The organism is Haloimpatiens massiliensis, from assembly GCF_900184255.1.
Lineage (GTDB): Bacteria > Bacillota > Clostridia > Clostridiales > Clostridiaceae > Haloimpatiens > Haloimpatiens massiliensis.
Map to the genome: position 1 here is coordinate 441397 of NZ_LT854639.1, position 15598 is coordinate 456994.

The 15598-nt window shown below is 29.4% G+C and carries 15 protein-coding genes; 6 read left to right on the forward strand and 9 right to left on the reverse strand.

All coding sequences use genetic code 11. The annotated features are described in order from the left end of the window. Nucleotides 1-292: 292 nt before the first annotated feature. Together C1715_RS07320 and mraY are read left to right on the forward strand one after the other, a co-directional pair. Entirely contained in the window at nt 293-1036 is a 744-nt protein-coding gene (locus C1715_RS07320; RefSeq protein WP_102399858.1) for an HAD-IA family hydrolase, read from the forward strand. A 12-nt stretch (nt 1037-1048) separates the two neighbouring features. Next, on the forward strand, nt 1049-2002 hold the full coding sequence (gene mraY / locus C1715_RS07325) for a phospho-N-acetylmuramoyl-pentapeptide-transferase (RefSeq protein ID WP_102399859.1): 954 nt from the start codon (nt 1049-1051) through the stop codon (nt 2000-2002). Nucleotides 2003-2290: 288 nt separating this feature from the next. Here mraY and C1715_RS07330 read toward each other — a convergent pair whose 3' ends face one another. The 4 genes from C1715_RS07330 to C1715_RS07345 form a co-directional block, all read right to left on the reverse strand. Further along, complete coding sequence (locus C1715_RS07330; RefSeq protein ID WP_102399860.1) at nt 2291-4261, reverse strand: FtsX-like permease family protein; 1971 nt, start codon at nt 4259-4261, stop codon at nt 2291-2293. 73 nt (nt 4262-4334) lie between these two features. After that, a complete protein-coding gene (locus tag C1715_RS07335; protein ID WP_102399861.1) occupies nt 4335-5105 on the reverse strand; it encodes an ABC transporter ATP-binding protein in 771 nt (256 codons plus the stop codon). Nucleotides 5106-5225: 120 nt separating this feature from the next. Then, nucleotides 5226-6275: a sensor histidine kinase gene (locus C1715_RS07340; protein ID WP_102399862.1), complete on the reverse strand. Its 1050-nt coding sequence runs from the start codon at nt 6273-6275 to the stop codon at nt 5226-5228. 21 nt (nt 6276-6296) lie between these two features. Then, on the reverse strand, nt 6297-6983 hold the full coding sequence (locus C1715_RS07345; RefSeq protein WP_035291912.1) for a response regulator transcription factor: 687 nt from the start codon (nt 6981-6983) through the stop codon (nt 6297-6299). A gap of 604 nt (nt 6984-7587) precedes the next feature. On the opposite strand from C1715_RS07345, the gene C1715_RS07350 reads away from it, so the two are divergent. From C1715_RS07350 to C1715_RS07360, 3 genes are all read left to right on the forward strand, one after another. Further along, on the forward strand, nt 7588-7905 hold the full coding sequence (locus C1715_RS07350; RefSeq protein ID WP_102399864.1) for a hypothetical protein: 318 nt from the start codon (nt 7588-7590) through the stop codon (nt 7903-7905). A gap of 120 nt (nt 7906-8025) precedes the next feature. Beyond that, nucleotides 8026-8370: a hypothetical protein gene (locus C1715_RS07355; RefSeq protein WP_035291916.1), complete on the forward strand. Its 345-nt coding sequence runs from the start codon at nt 8026-8028 to the stop codon at nt 8368-8370. Nucleotides 8371-8561: 191 nt separating this feature from the next. After that, entirely contained in the window at nt 8562-9026 is a 465-nt protein-coding gene (locus C1715_RS07360) for a GreA/GreB family elongation factor (RefSeq protein ID WP_035291918.1), read from the forward strand. An 84-nt stretch (nt 9027-9110) separates the two neighbouring features. Here the strand turns inward: C1715_RS07360 and C1715_RS07365 are convergent, their stop codons facing one another. Further along, nucleotides 9111-10502, reverse strand: a complete 1392-nt coding sequence (locus C1715_RS07365) for an MATE family efflux transporter (protein ID WP_102399865.1) — start codon at nt 10500-10502, stop codon at nt 9111-9113. A 268-nt stretch (nt 10503-10770) separates the two neighbouring features. On the opposite strand from C1715_RS07365, the gene C1715_RS07370 reads away from it, so the two are divergent. Further along, a complete protein-coding gene (locus tag C1715_RS07370; protein ID WP_102399866.1) occupies nt 10771-12153 on the forward strand; it encodes an MATE family efflux transporter in 1383 nt (460 codons plus the stop codon). A gap of 165 nt (nt 12154-12318) precedes the next feature. Here the strand turns inward: C1715_RS07370 and dagF are convergent, their stop codons facing one another. From dagF to C1715_RS07390, 4 genes are read right to left on the reverse strand one after another with little or no spacing between them, the layout of a single operon-like run. Continuing rightward, complete coding sequence (dagF, locus tag C1715_RS07375) at nt 12319-13068, reverse strand: 2-dehydro-3-deoxy-phosphogluconate aldolase (protein ID WP_102399867.1); 750 nt, start codon at nt 13066-13068, stop codon at nt 12319-12321. A 2-nt stretch (nt 13069-13070) separates the two neighbouring features. Further along, on the reverse strand, nt 13071-14180 hold the full coding sequence (locus C1715_RS07380) for a DgaE family pyridoxal phosphate-dependent ammonia lyase (protein ID WP_102399868.1): 1110 nt from the start codon (nt 14178-14180) through the stop codon (nt 13071-13073). A gap of 20 nt (nt 14181-14200) precedes the next feature. Beyond that, a complete protein-coding gene (locus C1715_RS07385; RefSeq protein WP_102399869.1) occupies nt 14201-14845 on the reverse strand; it encodes a DUF4310 family protein in 645 nt (214 codons plus the stop codon). 27 nt (nt 14846-14872) lie between these two features. Continuing rightward, nucleotides 14873-15595: a DUF4311 domain-containing protein gene (locus tag C1715_RS07390; protein WP_102399870.1), complete on the reverse strand. Its 723-nt coding sequence runs from the start codon at nt 15593-15595 to the stop codon at nt 14873-14875. Nucleotides 15596-15598: the final 3 nt, after the last annotated feature.

A 15598-nucleotide genomic window follows, 5' to 3' on the forward strand; every position in this document is an offset into this window, starting at 1 on the left:
GCTCCCAACCAGCCGAATCATAAAACCTCATTGAATGGACTAATTGACTAAATCACGGGTATGAGTCAGCAGATACTGACTTCCCAAGGAGGAAAACATTATTTGTCCTATCCTTGAAGATTATACTTTATGAAAAGTCTGGAGTCTATATAGGAACCGTCAAGCATGATAATTAACTAAGATAACATCTGATGAAGGAAGAAATCCTTCTTCTGTTATCTATTATAGAAACAATTAAATTGAGATGAGTAGTCTTAATGACTACATCATTATTATACAAGGAGGAATATTAATGGTTGGAATTCATAAAAAAGATTTCGATAAAAATAAAATTAAAGCAATATTATTAGATTCAGGGAAAGTATTAAATACTCCAGTAACAGGACACTGGTTTATAACACCTAACTTTTTCACATATGTTGATAAAAAAACTTTTACTTCAATAAAACCAACTCAAAAAAAATTAGCCTTTGATAAAGCTATGGAATACATTAGTAAACAGAATTTAATTATTGATGAAGAGGAAGAATATAAATATTTTATTGAGTATTATAAAATTCTTTCAAAATATTTACCTGAATTACAATTAAAAAATGAAGATGTTCAGGCTATTACAAAAGATTATGTATATAACTATACTAAATATATCTTTTTTAGTGATGCTATAAATCTTATACCAGAATTGAGCAAATTCTATAAATTAGCAGTAGTATCAGATGCATGGCCATCTCTAGAAAATGTTTTTAGACAAGCAGGCTTAAGGGATTACTTTTCATCATTTATCATATCTTCGCAAAAGGGAGTTACAAAACCCCATGAATTAATGTATAAAACAGCACTTGAGGATCTTAATGTTTCCCCAAATGAAGCAATATTTATTGATGACAATATTAAAAACTGCCATGGAGCCATAAAGCTTGGAATTACTTCATTTGTACTATGTAGGGGCCTAAAATCCTATGCTTATCATAAATTAAAACATAGAAATTACAACATAATTAAAAATTTAATTGATATTAAAAATATATTAAATTAGAGAGGATTTTTTATGATTACTATTATTTTTGCTATATTATTAAGCTTTTTGATATGTTCAATCACTGGATTGATTCTCATTCCATTATTTAATAAATTGAAATTGGGGCAAAACATAAAAAAAGAAGCCCCTAAAAGTCATAATAAGAAAGCTGGCACACCTACATTTGGTGGTATTATATTTATTTTTTCATCAATCATTACAATGCTCATTTTTATAGAGAACTGTAACAAAGAATTTCTGATTGTTTTATCAGCTTTTTTAGCTTTTGGAATCATAGGTTTCATTGATGATTTTTTAAAGAAAAAGCATAAAAAGAACGAAGGATTAACTCCAATTGAAAAAATGGTATTATTACTTTTTGTTTCAACGATTTTTGCCTTTTATTCATATTACAATTCTTCAATTGGTTCATTAATTATAATTCCTTTTACTAAAAAATCATTTGATTTAGGAATACTCTACATACCATTTATTATTTTTTATTATGTTTCAACAACCAATGCAGTAAATCTAACTGATGGTATAGATGGCCTTGCTACCTCAATAACACTGCTTATAATAACATTTTTTATTTTCATAAGTTTTAATATGGGTTATTACTCATTATCAATATTTTGCGGATGTGTGGCAGGCTCTTTACTCGGATTTCTAAAGTATAATTCTTATCCAGCTAAAATAATTATGGGTGATACTGGCTCTTTAGCTCTTGGTGGTGTTGTTGCAACAGTAGCTATGATACTTAAAAACCCACTTATCCTTATTATCGTTGGGGGGATCTACGTTATTGAAACACTGTCAGTAATAATTCAGATAGCATCCTTTAAATTATTAAAAAAACGTGTTTTTAAGATGGCGCCTATCCATCACTCATTTGAACTATGTGGATGGCATGAGACTAAAATAGTTTTAGTATTTTCAATTATAACAACAATTTTATGCCTTATTGGATTTTTATCATTTTGATTAATAATTTCCTTATAGAACAACTCTCAAAAATAGTAGCCTACCCACTGCACAAAATGAGTTGGCTACTATTTTTATAATTATTTATCTATTCACTTTCATAAATAAATTTCTAAGTGCGTATCTACCGTTATCCCCCACTTTCATAGAATATGGGAGTATTACGGTAGATAACCCTCGTATAAACTGCTTTTTATCTCTACTAAATAGCTCCCTCTTATAATTAAAAAGTATGCTATTTCATATTACATTATTCTAAAAGTAAAATGTGAACAATAATCAATTATATTAAATATTCCAACTATTAATTTGTTTAATATACATCCATTTAGCAAATAGATAATATATTGTTTGTAGGACTAAATATATTCCACCAATAAATGCAAAATACTTCATATACAAAAGTCCCACAGATTTTACTGCAAAAGCAGCATGAAGGGTTGCAACTGTAAGTGGCAAGAAAAACATTGTAAAACTTTGAATACTAACTACTTTTTTTATTTCTTCTTGTGTGACACCTATCTTTTTTAATCCTATAAAATCTTGCTTATCTTTCTGAATTTCGTTAAACATTTTAAAATATAATATACTTCCTGTTGCAATGAAAAATATCATTGCAATAAATGTTCCTATAAATAAAAGCATAGATAACACTTTCATCATTGATGCTGCACCTAACACTCTCTCAGTAAAGAAACTTTCTTTACCTTTTGTAACTAAATTTTTTATTTCTTTTACTGCATTAGAAGCTTTTAAATTATGTTTAATGTTGTATCCATAATAAGTATACTTACTAGCAGGTGAAACTTTATTCCACATTTTTTTAAAATCATCATTATTAACAATTATAGTACTAGTATTTTGCTCATCTGCATTTATAATTCCACCTTTTATATTATTTAATATATTAAATCTACTTATTGAGCCTTCGATATTTAAGTTTAAAGTCCTCTGATGCTTAAAAGGAAGCTCTGTTTTTTGATTAGCTATATCATTAGTTAAATCATAAGTATATATTATTACTTGTCCATTTTTTAAATCTAAAGATTTCTTATTATACTGTTTTGCAAGTTCATTAAAACTATCCTCTGACATTATGTTAAAATCGGTTTTATTTATTTTTATACCATAAGTACTTTTCTTATTTTCTACTACCGTATCATTATTTTTCGCTTTTATTAATTCTACTTTGTTTTTATATTTTATATGAAATTTATACTTATTTAATATATCTTCAACTTTACCCTTAGGTATAACTTTATAGGAATTTACACTCTGCTCTATAATTCCTATATCCTGTGGACAATTTTCTTCCATTGAAGATAAACTGATCTTTTGCAGTGAATAAACTGATATAGCTGATGCAAGGGTAATTCCACTAAGTATTGATGTAATAAACAATACTTTTGCATTATCTTTTAATTTATATATAATTTGAGATAAGGTTATTAGATTTATACCTTTATAATAAACTTTTTTAGTATTTTGTAGTTTATTTGCAAAATACACACTAAATTGTGAAAACAAAAGTTTAGTGCCTATTATTACAACTATAAGTATTGGAATCATTGTAGCTACAATAGCCGATTTAGAAAGTATGCCTACAATATATCCAGATACAATAAGTATTATTGCTAGTGCTGCTTTTATTTTAGAGAACTTTGGTGTAGCCTTAGGTATTCTTTCACCTTTTAATAATTCTGCAATATTATTATTTTTTATTTTGAAACTTGTAATAAAGCTTATAAGATTAAGAAGTATAAAAAAACTTACTATTGTTATTTTTACAGCTTTACTTGATACTGAAAATGGAATTTCTGCGTTTAAATCTAAAATTGCAGACACAGCTAGAAAGAATAATTTTGAAAATAGAATTCCAAAGAATACCCCTGTAATAATAGAAGCAATGGAAATTATTATATTCTCAAACATAACATATCGTCTTATTTGGTCTTTGGTCAATCCAAACATCGATAAAAGTCCAAACTCTTTTTCTCTAGACTTTAAAAAACTCGTTATTGAGTAATTTGAAAATATAAAAGTAAAAATTACTATTACAAATTCACATAAGTACATTAATCGGCTGGATACAGTGGCAATGGTCCCATCACCAATATTTCCACTACTCACACCTTTATTATATATAAAATTAGCAAATATAAAAAATATAGTTACAACTATTACATTACTTAAATAATACATAACATATTTATTTAAGTTTCCCTTAATATTTTTAATAGCTATATTGTTAATTTTCATTTAAATCCTCCTTCATTATATAATTGACTACTTACTTTTTTTGATTCTATCTTTCACATTAAAAATTCTCCTTCTACAGTTTATAATTGTCTGCCCTGCTTCCTAAAAGCGAAAGAGAATCCATGATTTCCTTGAAAAATGCTTGTCTATTTCCTCCATTTACAATTTCTAAAAAATATTTTCCATCCTTAATCATAATTATTCTTTTGCAAAAGCTTGCGGAAAAAGGATCGTGAGTAACCATCATTATAGTGGCTTCTTTTTTGTTATTTAAATTTGTCAAAGTTTCCATAACATCCTGTGAAGCCTTAGAATCTAGATTTCCTGTAGGTTCATCTGCAAGAATTATAGAAGGATTATGAATAAGTGCTCTAGCACAAGCTGCTCTTTGCTGCTGCCCTCCTGAAATTTCATATGGTTTTTTATTTAAAATATCTTTAATATTTAAAAGCTTTGCAATATCTTCCACTCTATTTTCTATTTCCCTTACATTAACTTTTTCTAATACAAGTGGTAATATTATATTTTCCTTTATAGATAAGGAGTCTAGAAGATTAAAATCTTGAAATATAAAACCTAGCTCTTTTCTTCTAAACAAAGCAATATTTTTTTCATCTAACTTTGTAGGATTTGTCCCATTTATAAAAAGTTCTCCTGATGTAGGACTATCTATTGTTGCCATTATATTTAACAACGTGGTTTTACCACTACCAGAGGGACCCATTACCCCTAGAAATTCACCTTTTTCAATTTCCAAACTAAATTTATCTAACGCCTTAAAGGTCATTCCACCTTTTTTTCCACCATATATTTTTGTTATATTTTCAACTTTTAAAATTGACATAATAAAAACCTCCTGCTTTATATATTCTTTTGAGACTATGATTTTATTATAAAAAAAATAGAGAAATCTTAGTATCGATTTCTCTTTCATTTTGAATATTAACATTACAATTTTGAAAGGTTACAATGCAAATATATTTTTTCCTTTATAAAAAACAATATAAAATTTTGTTCCTTGTCCTTCTTCTGATTCAACATATAATTCATTTCCAAGCTCATTACAAATCCGTTTTGATAAATACATGCCCATGCCTGTAGACTCCGCAGTCTTTCTACCATTTTTACCTGTAAAGAAAATATTAAATACCCTGCCTAAATCTTCTTTTGGTATACCAATGCCATTGTCTTCAATGGTTACAACTACTTTTTCAGCCCCATCTTTTATTTTAAAGTTTATAGCTTTTTTATGTTTTTCTGCTGCAATTGTATATTTTATTGCATTAATAACAATTTGATTTATAACAAAATATATCCACTTTTTATCTGTTTGAACAATGGTAGATTTACCTATTATTTCAGGAAATATTTTATTCTTAATAAGTAATTTTTTATTATCATTTATTACTTTTCTTAAAATCAATAATATATCTATATCTTGCACATTAAAATCATGGTTAAATTCATTTATTCTTGCATTATATAACATGATATTAAGACCTTGTGATATTTTTTCATTTTCCTCACCAATACTATCAAAAACTTCCTTGTATTCACATGCATTTTGTTCCTGAAGTATTAGATTAATTACAGATACAGGTGTCTTCATTTGATGCACCCATTGATTTATAAAATTTGAATAGTTCTTTTGAATGTCTTCATATTTATAAACTTTACCTTCATATGATTTATGTAACTTTTTCAATAAATCTTTAAAAATTTTTTGCTCTATACTTCTAACTTCACCTACATTTATAATATCATCTATGATATTTTCAGAATTTAATGTTTCATAAAGCCTTTTGTAAAATGCTCTTACTTTTGCGTACTCACATAATAAAAATATACTAAGTATCACTATAGAAACAAGATATGCATACAATATATTTATTATGGGAAAATCTATTATTTTTATAAATAAGGTCAAATGCATTATTAAAATAACTAAAGATATACTTATGAAATAAACTATTACATAAGCTATTCTATCTTTTAAAAAATCTGTAAATTTCATTTTATTCACCCACTCTTTACTCTACCAATTGTTAGTAAGCATATATCCTTGACCACGTTTTGTCTCTATAGCATTAGTAATCCCTACTTCCTCTAGCCTCTTTCTAAGTCGTGTAACATTCACAGAAAGAGTATTATCATCAATAAAATCAGTATCACTCCAAAGGATCTCCAGCAAAGTATCTCTTGAAACAATCTTATTTATGTTTTTCACAAAATGCAATAAAAGAGAAAACTCATTTTTACTAAGTTGAGTTTTTTTGCCTTTATATTCTAAAAGATTCTTATCTGTATGTAATATAAAATCACCAATTTTTAAAAAATCCATATGATTTTTAGCATAGCTGCCATATACTCTTCTCAACACACCTTTTATCTTTGCCAATAGCACATCGTAAGAAAATGGTTTTGTTATAAACTCATCTCCTCCATTATTTATTGCCATTACTTGATCCATATCAGAATCTCTAGCTGATATAAATACTATTGGTACTTTAGAATCAACTCTTATTTCACTACACCAATAAAAACCATCAAAAAAAGGAAGGTTTATATCCATCAAAACCAGATGCGGCTTATACTCCAAAAATTCATCTTTTATATTTGAAAAATCTTTAACTAGAAATGCTTTATATCCATATCGTTCTAAGTGATTTTTTATAAGTTCAGCCATTTTCTTATCATCTTCTATAATCATAATACTATACAAAATTACCACAACCTTTAAATATTTATATACTTATTTTACAATACTTAATTTATTAACTAAAGTAGTTTACGTTTAATTTCCATTTACACTAACAAACTTATGAAATTGCTTTTATCATTTGTCATAAGATAACACATCTTATCCAGTAATATTATAACTCTTCACCAAAAAAACTAAATAACATATACTATATTATCTAAACATTATAATTTTTCAATATGAAAACAACTTTAATATATTATTATGATTATCCCACAAAAAGCATTACATTACCTGAATTATGAAATTTCTCTGGAATGACTTGCATAAGAAGCGAAGGAACTGTTTAAATTTAATTTTAGAAATTCTTCTTTTAGACAGATAAAATTATCGTAATCCTTAAAAGGACGCCAGGCTAGCGAACCTGAGGCAGGACGCTGAATGTGAGCGTTAGATAATTTTATATGGCTAAAAGATTAGAATTTCTTAAATTAAATTTATTGTTCCGAGCTCTTATACAAGTCATGGAGGAGAAATTTCATAATTCCATCACATTATACCTTATTGTGGTTTAATCATTATTATTTATTTTATAAAAAGCAAAATCCAAAAGGGGGATATAGCAATGCCAAGCGATATAATACTACCAAAAGAATATGAAATAGAAGGCATCATCAGTGATAATGGAAAGATTTTAAAAGGAGATGGTTTTTCAGTTAGCCATCCTTATTTAGGAGTATATGTGGTTAAATTCGACCATCCTTTCTTCTATCAAGCGCCTGAAATCACCATAGAAGCATCTGGACTAACACAAGGTGCAACAGCAATGGTAATTGATAAAAACTTAAACGCCTTTAAATACTTTACCCTTCAAATAGAACCATATGATATGTATTTACAGGATTTAGAAATAAATTTTTCAGCTAAGGGTCTTAAGAATTAAACTTAAGATACTGTAATATGTATATTAATTTTGAATTTTAAATAACTATAAACACTTAATTCTATTTTAATAAAAATAAATTAAATAAGATTATAATATAACTGAAAGGAGATTATGATCATGGAAAAATTACGAGAAAATAGCAAAGTTAGAGAAATAGATGGCTCTATAGCTTCTGATGGAAGAATTCTAAAGGGAGATGGTTTTACAGTTACCCATGAACACCCTGGAGTTTATATTGTTAAATTCGATACTCCTTTCTATTTTTCACCACCAAGTATAGAAAGAATGGAAATAATAAACCCTTTTATTGAACCTTATGGTTATAAAGTAAAAATAATTGGTTCAGTAACTACAACCCACTTCAAATACTTCACCTATGAAATAAAAGATCATGATTTAATTATGAAAGATATTGACCTTAATTATTTTTATGCTTGGGGCTATAAGGAACCTGAACCATAAAGTACTCTACCGTAAAAACTACTCACCCTATTATCATAGAGCATGAGTAGTTCTTATTTTCTTCTATTTATTTAATAAAACCTCATTCAAATTAAATGATTTCTATTTTTTCTCTTTTATCTTTCATTTATATATATATATTATATAATAAATATATTAAGATAATATACTTTAGGAGGCTTTGTTTTTTTATGAATAATAAACTGACAGAAGAAAATATAAAAAAATTAAGAGAAGAATTAGAATATAGAATGACTGTAAAAAGGGCTGAAATTGCAAAAGAAAAATTAGAAGCTGCTGCCCATGGTGATAGGTCTGAAAATGCAGAGTACAAAGAAGCTTGTGCAAACTATAGAGAAAATGATAATAGAATTCAATATTTAATGACCATGATTTCTACAGCAACTGTAATAGATGATGAAAATGTAGATAAATCAATATTAGGAGTTAATAGTAGAGCTAGAATCAAATTCATAGATGATGATTTTGAAGATGTTATAACATTAGTAACTACTATGGATTTAGATCCTGAAAATATGCACATAAGTATAGAATCAGACTTAGGAAAAGCTCTCTCCGGTAAAAAAGCTGGAGATGTAGTTGAAGTTAACGCTCCAGGAGAAAAATATTCAGTAGAAGTATTGGAAATATTGTAATTTCTTGATATATGAGTCCAGTAGGCACAACAATTAAGTTTGCCACTGGATTCTTTTTTAATCTTTTGTATACGTTTTATGATATTACTTTAAACTTTCAGCAAAACCCTTATTTCTCCACTTTCCCTTTTTAAAGAAAATTGTAGTTATAATAGCTCCTAGTGTCCATGAGACAAGCAGTGAAATAAATGTAGATTCAGGTCTTCCTGTAGGATATGCTGCACTTCTAGTAAGATAAGCAATTCCATAAGCCACAGGAACACGCACAATAACTGTAGTAATTAGTGAAATCCACATAGGTGTCATTGTATCTCCAGCGCCTCTCATAACACCTGATAAACTTTGGGTTACAGCCATTGCAATATACCCTAGGGCAAGAATTTTCATCATATGCATACTTAAATCAACTAGCTCTTTTGTATCAGTAAAAATTCCCATAAGATATTTTCCAAAAATCAAAATTAGAATTGTTATAGTAGTGGACACTCCAACTGCAATCATCGTACCGTCCTTAGTTCCCTTTTCTACTCTATCCATTTTTCTAGCTCCAATATTTTGACCAGCATAAGTTGTCATAGCAGTTCCAAAAGTAAAGTTAGGCATCATAGCAAATCCATCTACACGCATAACTATTACATTACAAGCAATAACCATTTCTCCAAAACTATTAGTTAAGGATTGTACAACTATCATGGCAAGGGAAAATATTGCCTGAGTTAATCCAGATGGTAATCCCAGTTTTATAAGTTGAAGGGAGTAGTCCTTCTCAACTTTCAACATTTTTAAATTAAAGTCAAATACACTCCTCATTTTTGATAATTTAATAATACAAAGCACCGCTGATATTCCTTGAGCAACAACAGTTGCAATGGCAACTCCTGGGACTCCCAAGCCCATACCTGCAACAAACCAAATATCCAATATAACATTTAAAATTGTAGAAATAATCAAAAATACAAGTGCAGATACAGAGTCACCTAGCCCACGAAGAACTCCTGCTAAAATGTTATAATAAGCAAAGCCTGCAATACCTACATAATAAATGATAAGGTATTTTGTACACCAATCAATTATAGAAGCTGGTGTTTTTAATAATAAAAGCAGTGGACGTGTAACAATAGGTCCTACAATCATTATTATTACAGAAGCAATAGCAGTAAGTGTCATACAAACACCAATGGTATGGGATAATTGCTTACGTTTTTTTGCTCCAAAATATTGAGCAACCATAATGCCTGCTCCTGTTGCAATTCCAACAAAAAGCACAAGTAAAAGATTTAGTATTGGAGCTGCACTGCCAACTGCAGCAAGAGCATTATCACCTACATATTTTCCTACAATAATAGAATCAGCTGTGTTATAAAGCTGCTGAGCTACGTTTCCAATTAGCATCGGTATGGAAAATTCAACAATTCTTTTCCATGGTGTGCCCTCAGTCATATCCTTTGCTGTAAATAATCTAGAAATTTTTTCCATAGATTTTTCTCCTCTCTATTCTTTAATATAACATAACTCTTCGCCAATGATTCCTATTTTCCTGCAAAATATTCATTATTCCTTATTATCCCTTATTTTCCGCGTTTTTTCCACTGAAATATTGTAAATCCACCGTGATGCTCTATTTCATACGAATTAACAACTGAATTATCAAAAATAAAAACTCCTTAACCGTCTATTCCCTTTTCCTTCACCCTGGCTATAGAACACTTATAGGTGTATACTTAACTTTAAGGGGGGTACATAAATGAGACAAAAAAATGATTTTACTCAAGGAAGTGTTTCGAAACGCATATTAAATCTAGCTTTACCAATGACTTTAGCACAACTTATAAATATACTTTATAATATTGTAGATCGTATGTACATTGGTAGAATTCCCAATGCATCAACTCTAGCTCTTACTGGCATTGGTATTACACTTCCTATTATTACAATAGTAATGGCTTTTGCTAATCTTTTTGGAATGGGTGGCGCGCCACTTTGTTCTATTGCTCGAGGTAGAGGGGATATAGACGAAGCTGAAAAAATTATGGGCAATTCTTTTTCACTTTTAATTATATTTGGTACTTTGCTTACTATATTAGGACTACTATTTAAGAGGCCTTTGCTATTTCTTTTTGGTTCTAGCAATTCTACATTCTCATATGCAAATGACTATATTACAATTTATTTGCTTGGAAGTATCTTTGTTATGATTAGCCTTGGCATGAATAGTTTCATAAACTCTCAGGGGTTCGGAAGAATAGGCATGATGACTATCCTGCTAGGTGCTATTACAAACATTATATTAGATCCTATTTTTATATTTTTATTTAATATGGGAGTAAAAGGCGCCGCATTAGCTACTATAATATCGCAATTTTTATCATGCTTTTGGGTTTTAAAATTTTTGACTGGAAGAGATGCAATTCTCAAACTTAAACTTGAAAATTTTAAAATAAATCTATCAATACTAAAGAGAATTGTTTTTCTTGGATTATCTGGTTTTATTATGGCTCTTACCAATAGTGTTGTACAAATTGTTTGTAATATTACTTTACAAACCTATGGTGGAGATTTGTATATAGGCATTATGACCATTATTAACTCTGTTCGTGAAATTATTATAATGCCTGTAAGAGGCATTACTAACGGTTCTCAACCAATTTTAGGTTTTAATTATGGTGCAAAAAAATATGACAGAGTTAGAAGTGGAATTAAATTCATGTCCATAGTTTGTATATTATATACAACTATAATATGGATTGTTCTAAGAGCTTTTCCTGAATTTTTTATAAGAATATTTAATAATAACCCTGAATTAATAAAAAAAGGTATTCCTGCAATGAATACGTACTTCTTTGGTTTCTTTATGATGTCCTTACAATTTTCAGGGCAATCAACTTATGTTGCCCTTGGTAAATCTAAGCATGCAATAACTTTTACACTATTACGTAAAATAATTATTGTAGTCCCACTTACATTAATTCTACCTAAAATGTTCAATTTAGGTACTAAGGGAGTTTTCTTAGCTGAACCTATTTCTAACTTTTTAGGAGGACTAGCTTGCTATGTAACAATGCTGCTTACAGTTTGGCCACGTCTTAAAGAAAATAACCAATGCTGTAATGAATCGAGTATATCCTAGTAATCAAGTTTTTGGATTGTATTAAAATTATAGTTTTTTTATTTTAAACTGAATACATAAAACTTCATTTTTAAATTGAGTTTAATTTTATTTCTTTTCTACATATAAATGGCATGGGAGTATCCTATTAACTTCCATGCCTTCAAAACTATTATTGTAATTTTATTAGACTAATTCTTTTATAATTTCATAAATCTTTTTCACATCTTCAACTCTTGTTTTTCCTGTTTCTTTATCAATTATTGAATTATAAACATGAGGCATTACTCTTTTACAGCCGGCATCTAAACAAACTTTTAATATTTCTCTAAAGTTATCTAAATTGATTCCTCCTGTTGGTTCTACCAATAGTAAATCATATTTTACACAAGCTTCTGCCACTGCTTTTAACTCCTCTATACTTTTCAATCCGCCCATTGGGAAAAATTTAACTGAGTGAACCCCCATATCCTTTAACATTAATACAGCTGTTTCAACATCTACTATAGCTGCTTCTCCATTTTGACTTGCAGGACCTGTTGAAATTTTAACTTTTCCTACTATTCCAGTTGGTGATATAAGTGAATTAACCATTGTATTTTGAGCATTGTTTGCCATAAGCATTCCCACTGCCACTGGTGCTCCTGTAAAAACTTCATTGATGTGTCCAGCATCTGTTGCTGCTCCTATTTTAGCAGCCTTCTCCCATTGCATAGGATCGCCTGAGCCAAGTCCCACTGAAACTGTTGGTATCTCTTTAAGCCATTTATTAACTTCCACTATACCTTCTTCTGCATTATTAAATTGTTTAGAAAGTACTCCAACAGCTACATGCCCATCAATTACTTCTACTACCTCTTTAGCATTATCTATATCCTTTGCTAAAACATTTATTGCTACTCTGCCATTATAGAAATTAATTTTTTTTCCTGCCATCTCTATCTCTCCTTTACTATTTCTTTTAACCTTTGTACAATTATTTCCTTATCACCATCTATCATAGGTCTAGGGTCAAATGTTATATATCCTAAATTTACTCTATGTTTTCTTCCATGAATTGATGGATTTCCTTCACTAAGCATTTTCATGACTTCATTAGCATTTATTCCTAATATATCTTGTTTAACCTTAACTTCTGCTCTATAAATTGTTCTTCCAGCCTCATCCACAGTAACCTGTGCTTCAAGTCCTCTAATCTCATTTATCTCCTTAACTAAGTAATTAACTATTTCTTTTTGACATTTTAGTTCTTTTTCTTTATCTTTGTTTACGTAAATATCTAAAGCCTTAAGCAATCCCATTATATTTTCTTTTCCTACCTTCATGGCTCTTCCTATACCTTTATATTGAGCCTTTGCATAAGCAATATACTCTTTTTTTCCAGTAACAAAACCTGAAGTTGTTGCTTCTATAGCTTTAGCTCCACTATATACTACTAAATCAGCTCCTAATTTGTAATATTTAGTTATATCTTCTTCTGCTGCTGCATCTACTAGTATAGGTAAATTGTTTCTATGAGCTATTTCTATCATATCCTCTAGAGTTACCATTGATTTTTGAACACAATGATGAGATTTTACATACATAAGTGCTACTGTATTTTCATTTATAGCCTCTTCAATATGTTCTTTAAATACTTGATTAGAGTAACCAACTTCTACTGGTTTTCCTCCTCCAAGTCTTATCATAGTAGCTACTGGTGCTCCGTAATTTACAGCATGTCCCTTTTGGATTATAACTTCATTTTTAAGTCCAGTAGTATCCGGAAGTCTCTCCATTAAAGAAATCTTTCCCTTAGTTATTAAACCTGCTATAGATAAGGCTATTGCTGCTGATGCAGATGAGGTAACACAAGAATCTTCTGTCTTTGTATAACTGGATATTATTTCACCAGCTTTATCAATCAAAGAATTAATTACAACATAATTTTGCCCTCCGTTTTTGGAAGCTTCTGCTACTTCATCACTTAATGTAGATACTCCTAATGCTGTCATTCTACCAGACGCATTTATCACCCTTTTTAATCCTATTTTTTCATAACAATTCATAAATTACACCTTCTTTTAAATTATAATAACAATCCTCCTAATAACATAGCACCTATTATTGCTCCTCCAGCTATTGGTCTTTCAAACTTATAAAATATAGCTCCTCCAATAAATGCTCCTATTCCTGTTGGAATTGAATATTGTATTGCTGAAATGATTATTAATGGACCTAGATATCTTCCAGTAGCATTACCTGCTCCCATCATAATACCTGTACCACCTGCTGCTATTCCATTTGGCATCATTTTTCTTATTACTATTATTAAAGCTCCTATTAACACACCTATTATTAATCCTGTTGCTAATGCTAATGGAAAGCTCTTAATTGGCATTTCAATACCTGATGCTAACATCATAGCTGGTATACCAATACCAACTCCTGTTAAAAGTGACCCACCTATATCTAAAATTCCAACTAATGGCCCTTCAAGTACTCTAGCTAGTAAAAATCCTGTAGCAAAACCTGCTGCTGCTGCATAATCCCCACCATTTAGACCTTTATCTAACATCTGAACTACAAATATTTCATTAAATGCTCCAGTATGATGTACAACATACATATGAGTTCCTGCAAATATAGCCGCACATGCTATACCAACTATTAAAGGAAATGAAAAATCTTTAAGTAAAAATGATAACAACCTATCTTTTTTCTTATTTTCCATGATATACTCTCTCCTTACTTTTTAATATTAAAAAGGTAATCCTAATTTTTTAGTAAATCCTCTAAAATAAGCTATAGCTAAGAATATCAATACAACTATTACTATTAGTGACTGAGAAGTTTTGTTTTTATATCCATTTTCTTCAACAGTTTGTCCTACTAATATACCTAATACAATTCCTGGAGTACCATTTCCAGTAACCATGTGTGATACTCCCCCTAATACAGTAGCCCATGTTCCTGTTATCTTTCCTGAATCTAATGCTGCTAACCAAAATACCGCTGGCATTATTGGATTTATCATTAAATTAGCTGCTGGAGTTAATACTTCTTTAGCTATTGTTGATAATTTTACAGGTATTACTGATGATATAGTATTTAACAATGTTACAACAACAGCACCTACACCAGCTCCTGCAAACATCATCTTTTTAGGGTTATGTAATGTTTCTTCTAAATTTTTATTTTTTGTCAATAATATAGCCGCTGAAAAGTTTGGTATTATTCTGTGAAATACATCTTGTGTTAATGCTCCTGATGCCACTGTTGATGCAGCAGAGTTAAATAAAAAACCTAATCCAAATGAAAAATGTGCTATAGGATCTCCATTACATGCATTTAACTCACCTAAAGTTCTAAATGCGCCTAATCCTTGTGATTCTGGTGCATGAAACATTCTTGCAGCACCTGCAGCTACAGCTGCGCCACCCAATGTACCAATGATAATTGATTTAATAATTATCCAAAACACTTT

Excerpts from the sequence above, each read along its gene's own strand:
- C1715_RS07320 (WP_102399858.1), top strand. The coding sequence starts at position 293 with ATGGTTGGAATTCATAAAAAAGATTTCGATAAAAATAAAATTAAAGCA.
- mraY (WP_102399859.1), top strand. The coding sequence starts at position 1,049 with ATGATTACTATTATTTTTGCTATATTATTAAGCTTTTTGATATGTTCA.
- C1715_RS07330 (WP_102399860.1), bottom strand. The coding sequence starts at position 4,261 with ATGAAAATTAACAATATAGCTATTAAAAATATTAAGGGAAACTTAAAT.
- C1715_RS07335 (WP_102399861.1), bottom strand. The coding sequence starts at position 5,105 with ATGTCAATTTTAAAAGTTGAAAATATAACAAAAATATATGGTGGAAAA.
- C1715_RS07340 (WP_102399862.1), bottom strand. The coding sequence starts at position 6,275 with ATGAAATTTACAGATTTTTTAAAAGATAGAATAGCTTATGTAATAGTT.
- C1715_RS07350 (WP_102399864.1), top strand. The coding sequence starts at position 7,588 with ATGCCAAGCGATATAATACTACCAAAAGAATATGAAATAGAAGGCATC.
- C1715_RS07355 (WP_035291916.1), top strand. The coding sequence starts at position 8,026 with ATGGAAAAATTACGAGAAAATAGCAAAGTTAGAGAAATAGATGGCTCT.
- C1715_RS07360 (WP_035291918.1), top strand. The coding sequence starts at position 8,562 with ATGAATAATAAACTGACAGAAGAAAATATAAAAAAATTAAGAGAAGAA.
- C1715_RS07365 (WP_102399865.1), bottom strand. The coding sequence starts at position 10,502 with ATGGAAAAAATTTCTAGATTATTTACAGCAAAGGATATGACTGAGGGC.
- C1715_RS07370 (WP_102399866.1), top strand. The coding sequence starts at position 10,771 with ATGAGACAAAAAAATGATTTTACTCAAGGAAGTGTTTCGAAACGCATA.
- dagF (WP_102399867.1), bottom strand. The coding sequence starts at position 13,068 with ATGGCAGGAAAAAAAATTAATTTCTATAATGGCAGAGTAGCAATAAAT.
- C1715_RS07380 (WP_102399868.1), bottom strand. The coding sequence starts at position 14,180 with ATGAATTGTTATGAAAAAATAGGATTAAAAAGGGTGATAAATGCGTCT.
- C1715_RS07385 (WP_102399869.1), bottom strand. The coding sequence starts at position 14,845 with ATGGAAAATAAGAAAAAAGATAGGTTGTTATCATTTTTACTTAAAGAT.